The following is an 18,855-nucleotide window of genomic DNA, read 5'->3' as shown; positions in this document are numbered from 1 at the left end:
TAATTTTAAAACGTCCATTGTGATGAGAGGAAGGAAGTGCACGAATTGAATTTTCGTGAAATGACAAAGGAACAATTAGCGGAAGAATCGTTAATTAACTTAGCTTATGCAATTTTAACTGAAAAACGTGCTTCAGTGTCATTTAATGACCTGCTTACAATTATTAAAGAGCTAGTTGGCTATAGTGATGAAGAAATTAAATCACGCCTACTGCAATTCTACACTGATATGAACGTTGATGGACGTTTCTTATTTAATCAAGAAACTGGTTGGGGCTTACGCGAATGGTTTAAAGTAGAACAAATCGAAGAAGAAACAGCTCCATCTGTGAAAACACACAAGAAAAAATCTAAAGCTACTCTTGATGATGATGATTTAGAAGAAGATTTAGAAGAAGATGAAATTGACTTCGATGAGGATTATGAAGAGTTTGTTGAAGAAGAGGAAGAAGAAGAAGAAGAAGATATCGATGGAGAAAAAGAAGATATTGACTTCGACGAAGAAGATATAGAAGACATCGAGGATGAAATCGATGAAGATTTCATTGAAGATGAGGAAGAGTTCGAAGAAGAAGAGGAAGAAGTGTAACACAAACACACTTTGAATTTTCTTACTTTTGTACTTGCATTAAAAATTCTTGACTTCTTTCACGGTTCCGTTTAATCTTTTACTTGGGCTCCTTAAAAAAAGGAGAAAGACCGTGTATATAATACGCTCCCCCTGCAAACCTATGCAGGAGGGGCGTTTTTTTTGTTTTTAACTTGCTGAATCAAGTTAAAGATCAAGGCGAATATCAATGATTTTAAGAGGAGCTTTTCGACCAGGCTCGAATAAAATTTGGAAGTAATACGCTGAGATGTAATGAATAATCAGTCAAGCTCTCCCATGCTAATAAATAATGATTTGAATACGAAAGTGGTAAACTAATCATTATGTATATTAATCGGTGACTGAGTTATAGGGTAAAGCTTCTCGTAGAGATAATAATTAGATTGCTCAAAGGCGATGCTAACTATGAAAGTTTTACGACGAAGAACAGTTTAGAAAAGTAAAAAAGATATAGAAACGATTACAGCTTCGAATCGACTGCATTTAAATGTAGGCATTCTCGGCTTTTCTTATTTTAGGGATAGGAAAGCATTAAGTTTCTTATTCATGTCCATACATTTGTGTTGTTAGTTTACATTTCCTTCCTGCAATTAGGCAATCGGTAAGCGGTATGACAGAATGGATGGACGCAATATACTTTTTTTACTAACAAGATCTAGTACAACATAAGGAGGAATTTTTCATGACAAAGTATATTTTTGTAACAGGTGGGGTTGTGTCATCACTTGGAAAAGGGATTGTAGCAGCATCTCTAGGACGTTTATTAAAAAACCGTGGGTTAGAAGTAACAATTCAAAAATTTGACCCGTATATCAATATTGACCCAGGTACAATGAGTCCATATCAACATGGTGAGGTTTTCGTTACAGATGATGGTGCTGAGGCTGATTTGGACTTAGGTCACTATGAGCGCTTCATTGACATTAACCTAGGCAAACATTCAACTGTAACATCTGGTCGCGTATATCAATCTGTATTACAAAAAGAACGTCGTGGTGATTATAACGGCGGAACAGTTCAAGTAATTCCTCACATTACAAATGAAATTAAAGAACGTATCCAACGTGCAGGACGTGAAACGAACGCAGATGTTGTTATTACAGAGGTTGGAGGAACTGTAGGCGATATTGAATCACTACCATTCCTAGAAGCTATTCGTCAAATGAAAACAAATTTAGGCCATAACAATGTAATGTATGTTCACTGTACGTTAATTCCTTACATTAAAGCTGCCGGTGAATTAAAAACAAAACCAACACAACATTCTGTTAAAGAATTACGTTCTTTAGGGATTCAACCAAATATTATTGTTGTGCGTACAGAACAAGAAGTGCCAGAAGAAATGAAAGAAAAATTAGCATTATTCTGTGACGTTCAACCACATGAAATTATCGAATCTCGTGATGCAGAGCATTTATATGAAGTACCATTAAATCTTCATGCACAAGATTTCGATGATATCGTTCTTGATCATTTCGGTATTGAAGCACCAGAGGCAAATATGGAAGAATGGCGCGATCTTGTTGCAAAAGTGAAGAGCCTACCAAATAAACGAAAAGTGGCATTAGTAGGTAAGTATGTTGAATTACAAGATGCGTACATTTCAGTTGTAGAGGCGTTAAAACATGCAGGCTATGCATTTAACTCTGATATCGAAATTGATTGGATTAACGCAGAGCATGTAGATGCTGACAATGTTGTAGCATTACTAAAAGATGCTGATGCTATATTAGTACCAGGTGGCTTCGGTGATCGAGGCGTTGAAGGTAAAATTTTAGCAACTCAGTATGCTCGTGAAAATAACGTACCGTTTTTAGGTATTTGCTTAGGTATGCAACTAGCAACAATCGAATTTGCTCGTAACGTACTAGGCTTAAATGGGGCGCATTCTACAGAACTTGATGCGGAAACACAATACCCTATTATTGATTTCCTACCAGATCAAAACGATAACGTAGATATTGGTGGTACATTACGTTTAGGTTTATATCCATGTAAGTTAAAAGAAGGCTCAAAAGCAAGTGATGCTTACGGCAAAGAACTTGTGTACGAACGTCACCGTCATCGTTATGAATTTAATAATGAATACCGTGAGGCAATGGAAGCGGCAGGTCTTGTATTCTCAGGTACAAGCCCAGACGGAAAATTAGTGGAAATTATTGAGCTACCAGAAAACAACTTCTTTGTAGCTTGCCAATTCCACCCAGAATTCGTATCACGTCCAAACCGTCCACAACCTTTATTCCGTGATTTCATCGGAGCAACATTTAAATAAAATCAAAAAGGATGTCTCGTAATTTCGAGGCATCCTTTTAGTCTGTAAGCAAACGCGAAAAATTTCGATTTTGCCTACAATTTTTTATAGAATTATGGAAATCGCCTGTAAACCTTCCTGAACCGCAATAGGGCATGGGAAATGTACGTTCCAATGAGGAGTCGATATCTTCTGCTTCATTCAACTGCATAAAGTGAAGCTTTACAACTCTTCATCATCAAGTCCAAGCATTTCATCATAAGCGATTTTTACAGCTTCATAAATGAATAGGACAGCTATTGCATGCGGTACAACAATACGCTCACCTAAATCATTAGGTAACAATCCTCCACGCATACGAGTAGAGATATATGTATACGCTAAATCGGCTAAAGGATTTTCTGCATTTGCTACTTCACTAGCTACGGCTGCAAATGGAATAAAAAGTTCGTTCAATCTTTTTGCTAATGCTAATGCTTCCTGATCATGTGCACTACGGGTAAAAATACAAATACGATCGGCTTCACTAACTTCAGTATGCTCTGTCCAAGGGAGTAGCTTAGCGAAACGCTCAACACCTTGAAGAGCATTTAACTCGACAACTTGCATTTCTCCAAAACAAGCAAAGTAGACATTTCCTTCGCCTATTGCTGCTTGTGCAAGTAAACGTGCTGTTTCTTCAATAGATTCTTCTTCGCTTTGTGTTATTCTTTGTAATAATCCGCTCAGCTGTGTTGTTAATATTTTTGACATGATTCCACCTCAATCAATATTATATGTATGTGTGAAGCATAAAGCAAAAGTAGATAATTTATAATACTAGAAGGTATTAAGCTGTAAAAGGAGAATAATACATAATATAGATATCTTTGTGCAAAATAATAATTCAAAAAGGGCGGAATGCAATGTGAAACGATTACTAATTGTTGATGATCAGCAGGGAATTCGTTTGCTATTAAATGAAGTTTTGAAAAAAGAAGGTTATGTTACATATTTAGCAGCTAATGGCGCTGAAGCACTACGTTATGCAGAGGAAGAATCGATGGATTGTGTATTGCTAGACATGAAGATTCCCGGCATGGATGGCATAGAAATTTTAAAATGTTTAAAAGAGAAATGGCCTCAACTACCTGTCTTTATGATGACCGCTTACGGTGAATTAGATGTAGTACAGGAAGCATTGGAATTAGGGGCAATTCGTTACTTTACTAAGCCATTTGATATTTTTGAAGTACGTGATGCAGTAAATAAAACATTAAACACATAAAAAACAGGCAGTGGTAAACACCGCCTGTTTTTTGTACATAGGTGTTATTTGTTGTAGATTGAAATAATGCTACCTTACTGCCTTGCACTGGACTTTCATTCAAAATTATACGATGTCCGACCATAATTTGGAATTTATAATTTAGATTTACTTTGTTTTGCAATAGAAAAAATTTAGTAGATAGTACAAGTTGATGGTAGCGAAGGCGGTGACTCCTGCGGGAAAGTACAGAACGTAAGACACAACAAACCGCGCGTTAGCCAGGGTTGCGGCTTATGTGTGTGCCCGTGGAAAGAAGCACCGCCGTAGCGGATATCAACGGTACCAGCCTCTTTTTGAAAAAAGGCCCCTGCCGCTGCGTTGCACTACGCTATCGGTGCAAAAATATAAGCATCTGAAATTTCTTTTCTATTTGAAGAGGCATCTGCCGCTACGTTTGCACTACGCTTTCGATGCAGAAAATATAAGCACCTGAAATTTCTTTTCAGGTGCTTTTGAAAAAAGGCACCTGCCGCTGCGTTGCACTACGCTTTCGATGCAGAAAATATAAGCACCTGAAATTTCTTTTCTATTTGAAGAGGCATCTGTCGCTACGTTTGCACTACGCTTTCGATGCAGAAAATATAAGCACCTAAAATTTCTTTTCAGGTGCTTTTGAAAAAAGGCCCCTGTCGCTACGTTGCACTACGCTATCGGTGCAAAAATATAAGCACCTGAAATTTCTTTTCAGGTGCTTTTGAAAAAAGGCCCCTGTCGCTGCGTTGCACTACGCTTTCGATGCAGAAAATATAAGCACCTGAAATTTCTTTTCAGGTGCTTATATTTTTGCTATGATTAAATAGCACATTTATGTATAAAGAATAGTCCTAAAAGGAGGATTTTTAGTATGGCATTAGTATCTATGAAAGAGATGTTAATTAAAGCAAAGGCAGAAGGTTATGCAGTTGGTCAATTCAACATCAACAACCTTGAATGGACACAAGCAATTTTACAAGCAGCGGAAGAAGAGAAATCACCTGTAATCCTTGGCGTATCTGAAGGCGCAGGTAAATATATGGGTGGATTTATCTCAGTAGTACACATGGTAAAAGGTTTAATGGAGTCTTATGGTATTACAGTTCCAGTTGCTATTCATCTTGACCATGGTTCTAGCTTTGAAAAGTGTAAAGAAGCGATTGATGCAGGATTTACTTCTGTTATGATTGATGCTTCACACCATCCTTTCGAAGAAAATATCGCCACTACTTCAAAAGTAGTTGAATATGCACATGCCAAAGGTGTTTCTGTAGAAGCTGAGCTTGGAACAGTTGGTGGTGACGAGGATGGCGTAATTGGTGGTATTATGTACGCAGATCCAGAAGAATGCCGTAAAATGGTTGAATTAACAGATATTGATTGTTTAGCACCAGCACTTGGCTCTGTACATGGTCCTTACAAAGGAGAACCAAACTTAGGATTTAAGGAAATGGAGGAAATCTCAAACTTAGCAGATCTTCCTTTAGTTTTACATGGTGGTACAGGTATTCCAACAAAAGATATTCAACGCTCAATTTCATTAGGTACTGCTAAAATTAACGTTAATACTGAAAATCAAATCGCAGCTACAAAAGTGATTCGTGAAATTTTGGACAATGATAAAGATGTTTACGATCCTCGTAAATTCTTAGCGCCAGCTCGTGAAGCGATTAAAACAACAGTTATCGGTAAAATCCGTGAATTTGGAAGTGCACAAAAAGCATAATTTAGCTTCTTATATTGTACAAAAGCAAAGATGAATACACATAATAAGAGAAGTGTTGATGCTAGCAATCGACCTTCTCTTGTTTTTGACATAATAACTTTTTTGAAAAAATTTAAAAATATAAACAAATAGGGTTTAGGAGGAAATATTATGAAATTTTTTATTGATACAGCAAACTTTGACGAAATTAAAGAAGCACACGCATGGGGTATCTTATCGGGAGTTACGACAAATCCATCATTAGTTGCAAAAGAGGAAAACGTTTCTTTTCATGATCGACTACGTGAAATTGCAGATCTTGTAGACGGCTCAGTAAGTGGAGAGGTAATTGCATTAGATGCTGAAGGAATGATTAAAGAAGGTCTAGAATTAGCTGCGATTGCACCGAATATCACAGTTAAATTACCGATGACACCAGCTGGTTTAGAGGCTTGCCGCTTCTTTGCAAACAAAGGCATTAAAACAAACGTAACACTAATTTTTAGTGCAAACCAAGCATTAATGGCTGCGCGTGCGGGTGCTACATATGTATCACCATTTATCGGCCGTTTAGATGATATTGGTCAAAATGGTGTAGAGCTTATTGAAACAATTTCAGATATTTTTACAATCCATAACATTGAAACGCAAATTATTGCGGCATCTATCCGTCACCCTCAACACGTAACGGCGGCAGCACTTGCAGGCGCTCATATTTCAACAACTCCTTTTAAAGTGTTAAAACAACTTTTCCACCATCCATTAACGGAAAAAGGAATTGAAGGATTTTTAGCGGATTGGAATAAGCGAAAAGGTGAATAATAAGATTATAAAGTGAGTCAAATGCTAAAATTACTTTCCAATCATGAGGGAGAACGCAAAATGGATGTTTATAAAATTACAGGCGAAAATCGTCTAAAAGGTACAATTAAAGTTAGTGGTGCAAAAAATAGTGCAGTCGCCTTAATCCCAGCATCAATTTTGGCGAACTCTCCAGTGACAATTGGAGGGATTCCAGAAATTTCAGATGCTTGGACTTTAAAAGCCTTGTTAGAAGAGATCGGTGGAGAAGTACAATTTGAGAACGGCAAAATGATTATTGATCCTTCCGAAATGCTTGCACTACCTTTGCCAAATGGTAATGTAAAAAAACTCCGTGCCTCTTATTATTTAATGGGGGCAATGCTTGGTCGCTTCAAAAAGGCTGTCATTGGCTTGCCGGGTGGTTGCTTCTTAGGACCACGTCCGATTGATCAACACATTAAAGGTTTTGAGGCACTTGGTGCTAAAATTACAAACGAACACGGTGCGATTTATTTACGTGCAGAAGAATTAATTGGCGCTAAAATTTATTTAGATGTCGCAAGTGTTGGCGCTACAATCAATATTATGTTGGCTGCAGTACGTGCAAAGGGGCGTACGGTTATTGAAAATGCAGCAAAAGAACCTGAAATAATCGACGTAGCAACACTTCTTACAAATATGGGTGCCAATATTAAAGGTGCTGGTACAAGTGTAATCCGTATCGAAGGTGTTGATGAGCTGCACGGTACGGAGCATACAATTATTCCAGACCGTATTGAAGCTGCAACTTTTATGATTATGGCAGCAGCAGTTGGAGACGGCATTACGATAGACAATGTAATTCCACTGCATTTAGAGGCAATTACTGCAAAGCTTCGTGAAATGGGCGTCAAGATTGATATAGGTGAGGAAAGTATTTTTGTTCCAAAAACAGACCTATCTACATTGCAGGCAGTTGATGTTAAGACGATTGTGTATCCTGGATTCCCTACAGATATTCAGCAACCACTTTCTGTGTTAATGACACAAGCATTTGGCTCCTCAAAAATTACAGATACAATCTATACGGCACGGTTTAAGCATATTGATGAGCTACGTCGTATGAATGCCAATGCACGTGTAGAAGGGAATACAGCGATAATTACCGGTCCAAGTAAATTACATGGCTCAAGTGTAACTGCAACAGACCTTCGCGCGGGTGCAGCTTTAGTATTAGCTGGCCTATTAGCAGAAGGTGAAACTGAAATTCACGATATCTATCATATTGAACGAGGCTATAGCTCACTTATTGAAAAATTACGTGACTTAGGCGCAGATATTCGACGTGAAACAATTATGGTCAGTGTTGCAGAGGCAAAGGAATAATGAGAGGTAAAAGTTTCGAGCCAATTATGTTACAATAAAGGTAATTTGAATGTTTCGGCACAATGAAACATGCCGATAACGGGAGGCAAAACAACAATGGAACGTAGTTTATCGATGGAAGTAGTACGAGTAACAGAGGCAGCAGCAATCGCATCCGGGAAATGGATGGGTCGCGGTTTGAAAATTGAGGCAGATGATGCAGCAACGACAGCAATGCGCTCAATGTTCGATACGATTCCAATGCATGCTACAGTAGTAATTGGGGAAGGTGAAATGGACGAAGCGCCAATGCTTTATATCGGTGAAGAGCTTGGCCTTCGTAATGGCGGTCCTCAGGTAGACATAGCAGTCGATCCTTTAGAAGGTACAAATATAGTAGCAAAAGGTACAAATGGTGCAATGACTGTATTAGCAATTGCTGATAAGGGTAATCTGTTAAATGCACCAGATATGTATATGGAGAAAATTGCTGTAGGGCCAGAAGCTGCAGGAAAAGTTGATATTAATGCCTCTGTTACTTATAATTTATTACAAGTAGCAAAAGCAAAAAATAAAGATATTTCAGATGTAGTAGCTACTCTATTAGATCGCCCTCGCCATCAAGCAATAGTAGATGAGATTCGTGAAGCGGGAGCACGTATTAAATTTATTCAAGATGGAGATGTTGGTGCTGCTATTAACACTGCATTCGATGAAACAGGCATTGACATTATGTTTGGAATGGGCGGCGCACCAGAAGGTGTTATTTCAGCTGTTGCATTAAAATGCTTAGGCGGAGACTTCCAGGCCAAATTAGTGCCAGAAGACGAAGAACAGTTAGAACGCTGTAAACAAATGGGCGTAGATGTAGAGAAAGTTCTTTACTTAGATGACTTAGTAAAAGGTGACGATGCAATTTTTGCAGCAACTGCAGTCACAGATTGTGAGCTATTAAAAGGTGTTCAGTACAAAGGTGCTTACGCATTAACACATTCAGTTGTAATGCGAGCGAAATCAGGTACTGTGCGATTTGTAGAAGGTCGTCACGCGCTTGATAAAAAACCTAGCTATTAATAATATTTTCTTCTAAAATATACCTAGTGCAACTAATTTGCACTAGGTACCTTCTTCTTCATTAAAACCATCCCATAGTTTTACTTAAAACTTCTATGTTTACCCCAATACATGCATTATATTTTGAAAAAGACTGGAGTTGTGCATATGTCTGCATTGACAATCGCTCAATTAGAAAACATGACGTTAAAAGAGCTTTACGCCCTCGCACGCCAATACAAAATTTCGTATTATAGCAAACTAACGAAAAAGGAATTAATTTTTGCTATTTTGAAAACGCGTTCAGAGCAAGAGGGTTATTTCTTTATGGAAGGGGTACTTGAAATTGTTTCGCAAGAGGGCTTCGGCTTCCTTCGTCCAATAAATTACTCACCGAGTAAAGAAGATATTTATATTTCTGCTTCTCAAATTCGTCGTTTTGATCTTCGTAATGGGGATAAGGTGTCTGGCAAAGTACGCCCACCTAAAGAAAATGAACGTTACTATGGCTTACTACAGGTTGATGCTGTAAATGGAGAAGACCCTGAAGTAGCAAAAGAACGTGTTCACTTCCCAGCATTAACGCCGTTATACCCTGATCGACAAATTAAGCTTGAAACAACACAAAGCAATCTATCAACACGAATTATGGATTTAGTAGCACCGGTAGGATTTGGTCAACGTGGTTTAATTGTCGCGCCTCCAAAAGCTGGTAAAACATCTTTACTTAAAGAAATTGCCAACGCCATTACAACGAATCATCCTGAGGCTGAGTTAATCGTCTTACTTATTGATGAGCGCCCTGAGGAAGTAACGGACATTGAGCGTTCTGTAAATGCGGATGTCGTGAGTTCTACGTTCGATGAAGTACCGGAAAATCATGTTAAGGTAGCTGAAATCGTGTTAGAACGAGCTCGCCGTTTAGTAGAACATAAACGTGATGTTATTATTTTAATGGACTCTATTACGCGTCTTGCACGTGCTTATAACTTAGTTATTCCACCGAGCGGTCGTACGCTTTCAGGTGGTATCGACCCTGCTGCCTTCCATAGACCAAAACGATTCTTCGGTTCTGCTCGTAATATCGAAGAAGGTGGTAGCTTAACAATTTTAGCTACAGCTTTAGTAGATACAGGATCGCGTATGGATGAAGTAATCTATGAGGAATTTAAAGGGACTGGTAACTTAGAGTTGCACCTAGATCGACAATTAGCAGAGCGTCGTATTTTCCCTGCACTTGATATTCGTCGTTCAGGTACACGTAAGGAAGAATTACTTCTTGAACCAGAACAACTCGAAAAACTATGGGCAATTCGTAAAACATTTTCAGATGCTCCAGATTTTGCAGAGCGTTTCTTGAAAAAAATACGCACAACAAAATCAAACGAAGAATTCTTCGAAAAGTTAAATGAAGATATGAAAAAGGCCACTAAAGGTAAAGGGCTACTTTAAAATTAAAGACACCATTGACTAGTAATAGTTAATGGTGTCTTCATTTTTTTATTACTGCCGTTGATTGCCGCTCCAGGCGGGCGCTTTCCATATGGGAGGTGCCAGGCACTCAAACAATTTACTATGCTAAACATGAATTTATGAATATCTAAGTAATCAATCCACTTAGACTACTGTGGGAACAGCACAAACCGTAAGACGCAACAAACCGTGCGTAAGCAAAGGTTGCGGCATACGTTGTGCCCGAGGAAAGCGAAGTGGGTTTTTTAGAAAGTGCCAGGCACTCAAACAATTTTACTAGCCATTAACTAATAATAGTAATTGGTGTTTTTTTCTTGCTCTCTAAAAAGTATAATGAAATTGATAATCATTATCAATATAATGATGGTATGTCTTATTAGTTGAGGAGAACGCTATGAATTATGATGCCTACATGCTCCTATGGGAAAATGCACATATCAAGGTAAAACACATTGAATATGTATTTAACAACGAGGTGCAAAAAAAAGAAGTAATGAATTACAGTTCGTTATTAATCATTACAGTTGGTGAAGCAGAAATTGTTATTGGAAATAATCCTTATCATGTGCAACGATTTAGTATTTTTCATATTGGAAAGTCCCAAACACTACATATAAAATCAAAAAAGCCTTTGAATTACTTCCTAATTCACTATAAAGGCGATGTCATTTATGCCGATGCCTTTATGCAACATTTACAAATGCAATATCAGCCTTTTCAAACTGAGTTCTCATGTGTACCTGCTAATCCTATTGTGATTCAGAAGTTGTTATACGATATGTTTAACAAGTGGCAGACAGGTTCTATTCATGAGCATGTATTTGTAAAAGCATCCTTTTATGAGCTCATTTATCGTGTGTTTCAAGAGCTTGCTGAAGGGCAGGGTAGACCACATGAAATGGATAAGGTAGAATTAGCACGTTTGTTTTTAGAAGAACATATAAATGAGCCGTTATCAATACAAACGCTAGCAGATTCACTCCAAATTAGTACACGACATTTATTACGCATTTTTAAAGCTCGTTATGGAATAGGGCCACAAATTTATTTGCAGCAAATCAAAATTAAACGCGCAAAACAATATTTAATAGCCAATCAATATGACATTAAAGAAATTGCGATTTCTCTTGGATATGAGGATGAATACTATTTTAGTAGAGCCTTTAAAAAGGAGACTAGTATGGCGCCAAGTATATTTAGGCTGAAATATACAGCCGTTATGTCCGAAATCGCTATTACAAATGAGAATCATTTTCAATACAATAAGAATCAGCTCGAGCAAGCAAAACGATTTAAGATTGGGGAAAATGAAGTCATGATGAAAAAAATGCTTAAACATATAAAGACGCCCTTTTTGCTAAGTTTGTTAGTTTTACTAGCAGCATGTGGTGAGGATACAAAACAACCAGCTGAAAATAATGAAAGTGTACCTAAAACAGAAGAGGCAGAGACTAAAACTATTACGGACGACAGTGGCCGAGAAGTAGAAATTCCAGTAAAAGCACAACGTATTGTGACAGATTGGTATATGGGACAAATCCTTGCATTGGATGTTGTGCCAGTAGGAGCAATCACAGCCAATTTAGACTATGCAGCATTTTTAAAACCGTACTATAAAGACGGAGAAATTACGAATGTCGGAACAGACGGTAATGCATCATTAGAAAAGATTTTAGAGTTAAAGCCAGATTTGATCATTACATGGAACCCAGAAGATGTTGAAAAATATGAAAAAATTGCACCGACAATCGTTTTCTCTGATACAGCCTATAATTCAGCTACTGATGAGGTCAAAGCAATGGGCGAATTTTTAGGAAGACAGGAAGAAGCAGCTGTATTTGCCAAAGATTTTGAGAATCGTGTAACGCAAGCACAACAAAAAATAAATGCAGCTATTCCAGAAGGTGCCACTTTTACGATTTTTGATTTATTTGAAAAAAATGCAACTGTTGTTGGAAATTCAAGTGTGTCAGGAGGACGAGCACTTTATCAAATTCTTGGTGTAAAACCACAAGAAAAAATTCAGGAACTATTTGATACAAAGGAATCGAATGGCGGGCGCTATGAAATTTCCTATGAAGTAGTCGGTGACTATGTTGGCGATTATGTCTTCGTTATTAATTTCTTTAATAAAGACGGGAAACTCCCTCCAACTTGGACAAATCTTGATGTAATCAAAAATAATAAAACAATTCCTTTAGAAGCGGAATACTATTTTGCTTCCGATCCTTTATCTGGACTACATCAAGCAGAAGATTTAGCTGACAAAATAGTAGAGTATACAAAGTCTCAGGAAAAATAAAAAGTAGAAATGTGGATAACACATGAGGTGAGCTACCTGATTTGCGATTAGGTAGCTTTCATTTAATAGAGCATGAACAATGCATGTTTATTAGGAGGTAACGTCCATGTTGCTACAACGTTTCTTTACTTATTACAGGCCATATAAAGGATTATTTATTTTAGATTTCTCCTGTGCAATTTTAGTTGCCCTAATTGAGCTGGCATTTCCATTAGTTTTAAATAAAGTAATTGATGATATTCTTCCAGATGGTGAATTAAAGTGGATTATGATGGCAAGTGGATTGCTGCTGTTGTTGTATGTTTTTAATTCAATTTTAGATTTTATAGTTTCATATTGGGGGCATATGCTTGGCATCAATATTGAAACGGATATGAGAAGGGAAGCGTTCAATCATATTCAAAAGCTCTCTTTCCGCTACTTTGATAACAATAAAACAGGACATCTTGTCTCACGATTAACAAATGATTTAATGGACATCGGTGAGCTTGCCCATCATGGTCCAGAAGATATGTTTATTGCAATGATGACGATAATCGGATCTTTTTGCGTCATGTTTTATATTGATCCTACATTTACGCTATTAATCTTTATTCTTGTACCATTTATTCTTTTGCTAACTATTATTTTTGGCAAGCTTATGTCGAAAGCATTTCATCAAATGTTTAGCGATATTGCAGACTTTAATGCCCGTGTAGAAAATAACGTCAGTGGTATTCGAGTAGTACAAGCATTTACAAATGAAGACCATGAAAAGAACCGCTTCAAAATGAATAATGAAAAATTCCGAACAACAAAATTGTTTTCTTATAAGGTGATGGCTTGGAATGAAGCTATCTCTGGTATTTTAACAAAAGTTTTATCATTATTTACGTTATTTGTCGGAGCTTATTTTGTATTAAATGGCTATTTAACGAATGGCGAATTTATTGCTTTTATTCTTCTATCTGGGATTTTGCTCGGACCAATTAACAAAATAAATATGTTTATTGAGAGTTATCCAAAGGGCATGGCTGGTTTTAAACGTTATATTGATTTTTTAGAAACAGCACCAGAAGTTGCAGACCGCCCAAATGCCAAGTTAATAGAATCTATTGAGGGCGATATTACATTTAACCAAGTTTCATTTGGTTACACCGATACAGAACGAACATTAAATAATATTAATCTTACGGTTCAGTCTGGAGAAACGGTAGCGCTAGTTGGTCCATCTGGAGCGGGGAAATCAACCATTTGTAGTCTACTTCCACGCTTTTATGAGGTGAGTGAAGGATCAATAAAAGTCGACGGGATAGATATACGAGATTTTAAACTTCATTCATTACGCTCACATATCGGCATAGTGCAACAGGATGTTTTTTTATTTGATGGTACGATTCGAGAAAACATTGCATACGGAGATTTACAGGCGAGTGAGGAAGATATTTGGTATGCGGCCAAACGAGCACAGCTTGAGGAGATGATACTAGCATTACCAGATGGTATGGATACGTTAATTGGTGAACGAGGCGTGAAATTATCAGGTGGACAGAAACAGCGATTATCTATAGCACGTATTTTCTTGAAAAACCCTAAAATTTTAATTTTGGATGAGGCAACATCCGCTTTAGATACAGAAACAGAACAGGCTATTCAGCAAGCTTTACATGAACTTTCCAAAGGACGCACAACGTTAGTCATTGCACACCGCTTGGCAACAATAAAAGATGCAGACCGTATTGTCGTCGTTTCGAAAAAGGGAATTATAGAAGAAGGAACACATGAACAATTAATGGCTATGAAAAATGCTTATTACGGTTTGTACACAGCACAATTTGGTTTGCAAATTTAAAAAATGAAAGGAAGTTTTGTATGTCAGTATTGGAGATCGAACATGTGGCGATTGGTTACTCCTCGACGCTTATTGTAGATAATTTAAGTGTTGCCATTCCTAAAGGTCAAATCTCAACAATTATTGGCCCAAATGGCTGTGGAAAATCTACTTTATTAAAGGCTGTTGCGCGTGTATTACGAACACAGGATGGTGCTGTTTATTTAGATGGAAAGGCCATTCATCAATTAAAGACAAAAGAAGTAGCAAAAAAGATGGCAATTTTACCTCAAACAGCAAGTGCACCAGGAGGATTAACTGTTTTTGAATTAATATCATACGGCCGTTTCCCTCATCAAGGAGGGTTCGGTACATTGCGCAAGGAAGACTACGAATATATTCATTGGGCAATTGATGTTACAGGACTAAGAGAGTTTTGTGATCGTCCAATTGAGGCATTGTCAGGTGGTCAGCGCCAAAGAGTATGGATTGCGATGGCATTGGCTCAAGGTACGGATATTTTAGTACTGGACGAACCGACAACATATTTAGATTTAGCACATCAGCTAGAAATTTTATTATTGCTTGAAAAACTCAATCGGGAAGAAGGACGAACGATTATTATGGTATTGCATGATTTAAACCATGCGTCTCGGTTTTCTCATTTTATGATGGCTATGCGAGATGGAAAATTGATCGTAAGTGGTAGCCCTCAAGAAGTGATGACAAAGGAGAATTTACAAACAGTGTTCAATATCAACGCAGAAATGGCTGTTTGTCCATATAGTAAAAATCCAATTTGTCTATCTTATCAGCTATACAACATGAAAGATTAAGCGGAGCATTGGAAGTTAAGAGGAGGAAGTAGAATGACTGCGTCGACAGGAGTAGAAGGGCTCAGCGATATAGATGAGCTACAGAAACAATCTCACCCAATACGCGGAATAGTAGCTTTGATTTTAGGAGTAGTTGCATTAATATTTGCCATTGGCTTAGCCATTTCTTTAGGAGCAGCAGATATTTCATTAAGTACTGTTTGGACTGCCATTACACAATTTTCACCAGAATTAACAACACATCAAATTATTCATGATATTCGTTTGCCACGAGTACTTGGAGCAGCGTTAGTAGGTGCAAGCTTTGCAGTTGCTGGTGCGATTATGCAAGGTATGACGCGCAACCCTTTAGCAGACTCAGGATTATTAGGATTGAATTCTGGAGCGGCATTTATGCTCGCTGTCTGCTTTGCCTTTTTTCCTGGCATGCCCTATATGTATTTAATTTTATGGTCGTTTGTAGGTGCAGGTCTCGGTGTTGCAATTGTCTATGGTGTTGGCTCATTGTCTAAAGGGGGCTTATCACCTATGCGTCTAGTTCTTGCTGGCGCTGCTGTTAGTGCTTTACTTGGTGCGCTCGGTGAAGGAATTGCACTTTATTACCGCATTGGACAAGATCTAGCATTTTGGTATGCTGGAGGCGTTTCTGGTACGATGTGGAGTCATCTTCAAATATTATCGCCATGGCTACTGATTGCAATGACAGGTGCACTTATGCTATCTCGATCAATTACGTTGTTAAGCTTAGGAGAAGAAATTGCGATAGGGCTTGGTCAACGAACTGTTGTCGTAAAAGTGTGGGGGATGGTGATTGTTTTAATTTTAGCAGGTGCAGCAGTTTCAGTTGTAGGTGCTGTTGGTTTTGTAGGATTAATTGTTCCCCATTTTACGAGATACATAGTTGGACACGATTATCGGTGGATTATCTCTTGTTCATTAGTATATGGAGCATTACTCGTTGTACTAGCTGATTTAGTTGCGCGTACTATTAATCCGCCATATGAAACGCCGATTGGTGCATTAATTGCTTTAATTGGGGTTCCATTCTTTCTTTATTTAGCACGTAAAGGAGGAAAGGAACTGTGAGTAATAATTTTTTAACACCAAATCAGCAAAAGATTAGAAGGAAAAATTTCCTCATCATAGCTACTCTAATGATTTTAATAGTAATTACCTTTGTAATTAGTATGAATACTGGCGTTATTAAACTGACACCAATGGAAGTGATACGTACTCTTTTTGGGCAGGGCGATGCGCAACAGCAAATAATATTATTTCAATTTAGGCTTCCTAGAATTGTAATTGGAGTTTTAGTAGGAATAGGTTTAGCTATGGCAGGTGCTGTTTTACAGGGCATTTCAAAAAATGCTTTAGCAGATCCAGGTATTTTAGGCATTAATGCGGGTGCTGGGTTAGCTGTCATGTTGTATATTTCTTTTTTCCCAACGGCTAAATCAGCACCCGTATATTTACTTCCAGTACTAGCCTTTTTAGGAGCAGGGATAACAGCGGTGTTAATTTATACACTGTCTTATAAACGACATGAAGGTATCACACCAATGCGTTTAATTTTAACGGGAATTGCGGTGGCCGCTGGAATTAGTTCAGCAATGATTGTGTTAACGCTTCGCCTTACCCCTGGAAATTATCAATTTGTGGCTACGTGGCTTGCGGGTAGTATTTGGGGCTCAAATTGGAGGTTTGTCCTATCTTTATTACCATGGTTATTAATTTTACTACCCTTTATCTATTCAAAATCTCGAGTTTTAAACATATTAAATCTAGGCGAAATAACATCGATTGGACTAGGTGCTTCTATTGAAAAAGAACGTCGTTGGTTATTAGCCGCATCAGTTGGATTGGCTGGTGCTAGTGTTTCTGTTAGTGGCGGTATTGGATTTGTTGGATTAATTGCACCACATCTAGCTCGGCAACTTGTGGGAGCAAGCCATCAATTTTTACTTCCTACCGCAGCACTTTTAGGTGGCTTTTTAGTATTATTGGCCGATACGATAGGTCGCTCAATTTTAGAGCCTTCAGAAATACCAGTTGGAATTGTTGTAGCGGTTTTTGGGGCACCATATTTTTTATATTTATTAGCACGATTAAAGGAATAAAATAGATTTCTTATATTTCTAATTGAGAATGAATATCATTGTTCTTGGGAAGAATAGGACATGCAAACTTTATAAGTAGAAAAGGGGAGAAAGACATGCCAGAAGAATTGTATGATGTAACGATTGTTGGGGGTGGACCAGCAGGATTATATACAGCTTTTTATAGCGGGATGCGCGATTTAAAAACGAAAATTATAGAATTTAGCTCACAGCTAGGTGGACGCATGCTTATTTATCCTGAAAAAATGATTTGGGATGTTGGTGGGGTAAAGCCTATTTTAGGTGGCGAGTTAATTCAACAACTTATCCAACAGGCAAAAACGTTTGATCCTACAATTGTTTTAAATCAAAAGATAGAAAAATTAGAAAAACAGAGTGATGGAACATTTATTTTAACGTCAGCATCAGGAGAGAAACATTATTCTAAAGCAATAATATTAGCAGTTGGTTATGGTGTGCTTTCAATGCAAAAGCTTGATATAGAAGGAGCAGACCGCTACGAAGTAACGAATTTACATTATACTGTGCAAGAATTAGAGATTTTCCGCAACAAACATATACTTATTTCAGGTGGTGGCAATTCCGCAGTGGATTGGGCGAATGAACTAGAATCTATCGCCGCTAGTGTAACAATTGTCCATCGTCGTGATGAATTTGGTGGACATGAAAAAAATGTCTTACGTATGCGAGAATCTTCTATCAATGTTAAAACACCATACGAAGTGGTGCAATTACATAGTGATGGTGATGTAATACAGTATGTGTCAATTGTGAATAAAGAAACAAATGAAATGGAACGAGTGCAAGTAGATGCGGTTGTTGTTAATCATGGCTTAAAATGTGATTATGGAGCTCTTGAGGAATGGGGATTAGAAATTCAAGATGGAGTAGCTATCGTCAATGAGAAGCGTGAAACCAATATAGAAGGCATCTACGGAGCAGGTGATTTTATTGATCATCCTAGTAAAGTAAGATTAATTGCGGGTGCGTTTACGGATGGTATTTTAGCGTTAAATAGTGCAAAATTATTTTTAGAGCCAGATGCCCCAAAAGTGGCGTATGTATCATCGCATAATATTCGATTTAAAGAGCGCAATAAACAAATAGGATTAGTAGATAACGATTACCGCGAAGTTCGTGGTTAATTGTAATATAGTTTTTCAAGATTTTTTGCTTGAAAAAAATAAAATACCTATGCTATACTTCAAAAGTATGCAACGTGTACATATGTAGCCGACATATTCGGGCTATGTAAGGTACAGTTCG

General features: G+C 37.7%; 15 protein-coding genes. 14 read left to right on the top strand and 1 reads right to left on the bottom strand.

The features are described 5' to 3' along the window. Positions 1-45 precede the first annotated feature (45 nt). Positions 46-588 carry a DNA-directed RNA polymerase subunit delta gene (rpoE, locus tag ACIP9C_RS11775; RefSeq protein WP_401010794.1) on the top strand — a complete coding sequence of 181 codons (543 nt, stop codon included), beginning with the start codon at positions 46-48 and terminating at the stop codon, positions 586-588. 703 nt (positions 589-1,291) lie between these two features. Continuing rightward, positions 1,292-2,884, top strand: a complete 1,593-nt coding sequence (locus tag ACIP9C_RS11770; RefSeq protein ID WP_401010792.1) for a CTP synthase — start codon at positions 1,292-1,294, stop codon at positions 2,882-2,884. A 201-nt stretch (positions 2,885-3,085) separates the two neighbouring features. Here ACIP9C_RS11770 and ACIP9C_RS11765 read toward each other — a convergent pair whose 3' ends face one another. Beyond that, a complete protein-coding gene (locus ACIP9C_RS11765) occupies positions 3,086-3,616 on the bottom strand; it encodes a DUF2529 family protein (RefSeq protein WP_401010790.1) in 531 nt (176 codons plus the stop codon). Between the two features lie 154 nt (positions 3,617-3,770). On the opposite strand from ACIP9C_RS11765, the gene ACIP9C_RS11760 reads away from it, so the two are divergent. From ACIP9C_RS11760 to ACIP9C_RS11705, 12 genes are all read left to right on the top strand, one after another. Then, positions 3,771-4,130 carry a response regulator gene (locus ACIP9C_RS11760; protein WP_340821005.1) on the top strand — a complete coding sequence of 120 codons (360 nt, stop codon included), beginning with the start codon at positions 3,771-3,773 and terminating at the stop codon, positions 4,128-4,130. 886 nt (positions 4,131-5,016) lie between these two features. After that, the gene (locus tag ACIP9C_RS11755) at positions 5,017-5,871 is read left to right on the top strand and encodes a class II fructose-bisphosphate aldolase (protein WP_401010788.1); all 855 of its coding nucleotides are present in this window, start codon (positions 5,017-5,019) and stop codon (positions 5,869-5,871) included. A 150-nt stretch (positions 5,872-6,021) separates the two neighbouring features. Further along, on the top strand, positions 6,022-6,672 hold the full coding sequence (fsa, locus tag ACIP9C_RS11750; protein WP_401010786.1) for a fructose-6-phosphate aldolase: 651 nt from the start codon (positions 6,022-6,024) through the stop codon (positions 6,670-6,672). 60 nt (positions 6,673-6,732) lie between these two features. Beyond that, the gene (locus ACIP9C_RS11745) at positions 6,733-8,019 is read left to right on the top strand and encodes a UDP-N-acetylglucosamine 1-carboxyvinyltransferase (protein ID WP_401010784.1); all 1,287 of its coding nucleotides are present in this window, start codon (positions 6,733-6,735) and stop codon (positions 8,017-8,019) included. 96 nt (positions 8,020-8,115) lie between these two features. Continuing rightward, a complete protein-coding gene (gene glpX, locus ACIP9C_RS11740; RefSeq protein WP_401010782.1) occupies positions 8,116-9,072 on the top strand; it encodes a class II fructose-bisphosphatase in 957 nt (318 codons plus the stop codon). 147 nt (positions 9,073-9,219) lie between these two features. Beyond that, a complete protein-coding gene (rho, locus tag ACIP9C_RS11735) occupies positions 9,220-10,503 on the top strand; it encodes a transcription termination factor Rho (protein ID WP_340821000.1) in 1,284 nt (427 codons plus the stop codon). A gap of 415 nt (positions 10,504-10,918) precedes the next feature. Continuing rightward, positions 10,919-12,826: an AraC family transcriptional regulator gene (locus ACIP9C_RS11730; protein WP_401010779.1), complete on the top strand. Its 1,908-nt coding sequence runs from the start codon at positions 10,919-10,921 to the stop codon at positions 12,824-12,826. Positions 12,827-12,932: 106 nt separating this feature from the next. Continuing rightward, a complete protein-coding gene (locus ACIP9C_RS11725) occupies positions 12,933-14,657 on the top strand; it encodes an ABC transporter ATP-binding protein (protein WP_401010777.1) in 1,725 nt (574 codons plus the stop codon). Positions 14,658-14,677: 20 nt separating this feature from the next. Next, positions 14,678-15,472: an ABC transporter ATP-binding protein gene (locus tag ACIP9C_RS11720; RefSeq protein WP_401010775.1), complete on the top strand. Its 795-nt coding sequence runs from the start codon at positions 14,678-14,680 to the stop codon at positions 15,470-15,472. A 33-nt stretch (positions 15,473-15,505) separates the two neighbouring features. Next, positions 15,506-16,558, top strand: a complete 1,053-nt coding sequence (locus tag ACIP9C_RS11715; protein WP_401010773.1) for a FecCD family ABC transporter permease — start codon at positions 15,506-15,508, stop codon at positions 16,556-16,558. Beyond that, the gene (locus ACIP9C_RS11710) at positions 16,555-17,589 is read left to right on the top strand and encodes a FecCD family ABC transporter permease (RefSeq protein ID WP_401010771.1); all 1,035 of its coding nucleotides are present in this window, start codon (positions 16,555-16,557) and stop codon (positions 17,587-17,589) included. The genes ACIP9C_RS11715 and ACIP9C_RS11710 overlap by 4 nt, the downstream gene beginning before the upstream one ends. 95 nt (positions 17,590-17,684) lie before the next feature. Beyond that, a complete protein-coding gene (locus tag ACIP9C_RS11705; RefSeq protein WP_401010769.1) occupies positions 17,685-18,734 on the top strand; it encodes an NAD(P)/FAD-dependent oxidoreductase in 1,050 nt (349 codons plus the stop codon). Positions 18,735-18,855: the final 121 nt, after the last annotated feature.

The sequence above is a fragment of the Lysinibacillus sp. NPDC093210 genome, assembly GCF_044753985.1.
Taxonomy (GTDB): domain Bacteria; phylum Bacillota; class Bacilli; order Bacillales_A; family Planococcaceae; genus Lysinibacillus.
The sequence above is the reverse complement of the archived record's forward strand: the minus strand, read 5'-3'. Positions and strand labels throughout refer to the sequence as shown.

What these genes read in the sequence shown, in the direction of transcription:
- ACIP9C_RS11755 (WP_401010788.1), top strand. Translation starts at nt 5,017, where the DNA reads ATGGCATTAGTATCTATGAAAGAGATGTTAATTAAAGCAAAGGCAGAA.
- rho (WP_340821000.1), top strand. Translation starts at nt 9,220, where the DNA reads ATGTCTGCATTGACAATCGCTCAATTAGAAAACATGACGTTAAAAGAG.
- ACIP9C_RS11720 (WP_401010775.1), top strand. Translation starts at nt 14,678, where the DNA reads ATGTCAGTATTGGAGATCGAACATGTGGCGATTGGTTACTCCTCGACG.
- ACIP9C_RS11725 (WP_401010777.1), top strand. Translation starts at nt 12,933, where the DNA reads ATGTTGCTACAACGTTTCTTTACTTATTACAGGCCATATAAAGGATTA.
- ACIP9C_RS11730 (WP_401010779.1), top strand. Translation starts at nt 10,919, where the DNA reads ATGAATTATGATGCCTACATGCTCCTATGGGAAAATGCACATATCAAG.
- ACIP9C_RS11765 (WP_401010790.1), bottom strand. Translation starts at nt 3,616, where the DNA reads ATGTCAAAAATATTAACAACACAGCTGAGCGGATTATTACAAAGAATA.
- ACIP9C_RS11770 (WP_401010792.1), top strand. Translation starts at nt 1,292, where the DNA reads ATGACAAAGTATATTTTTGTAACAGGTGGGGTTGTGTCATCACTTGGA.
- ACIP9C_RS11745 (WP_401010784.1), top strand. Translation starts at nt 6,733, where the DNA reads ATGGATGTTTATAAAATTACAGGCGAAAATCGTCTAAAAGGTACAATT.
- ACIP9C_RS11715 (WP_401010773.1), top strand. Translation starts at nt 15,506, where the DNA reads ATGACTGCGTCGACAGGAGTAGAAGGGCTCAGCGATATAGATGAGCTA.
- fsa (WP_401010786.1), top strand. Translation starts at nt 6,022, where the DNA reads ATGAAATTTTTTATTGATACAGCAAACTTTGACGAAATTAAAGAAGCA.
- ACIP9C_RS11705 (WP_401010769.1), top strand. Translation starts at nt 17,685, where the DNA reads ATGCCAGAAGAATTGTATGATGTAACGATTGTTGGGGGTGGACCAGCA.
- glpX (WP_401010782.1), top strand. Translation starts at nt 8,116, where the DNA reads ATGGAACGTAGTTTATCGATGGAAGTAGTACGAGTAACAGAGGCAGCA.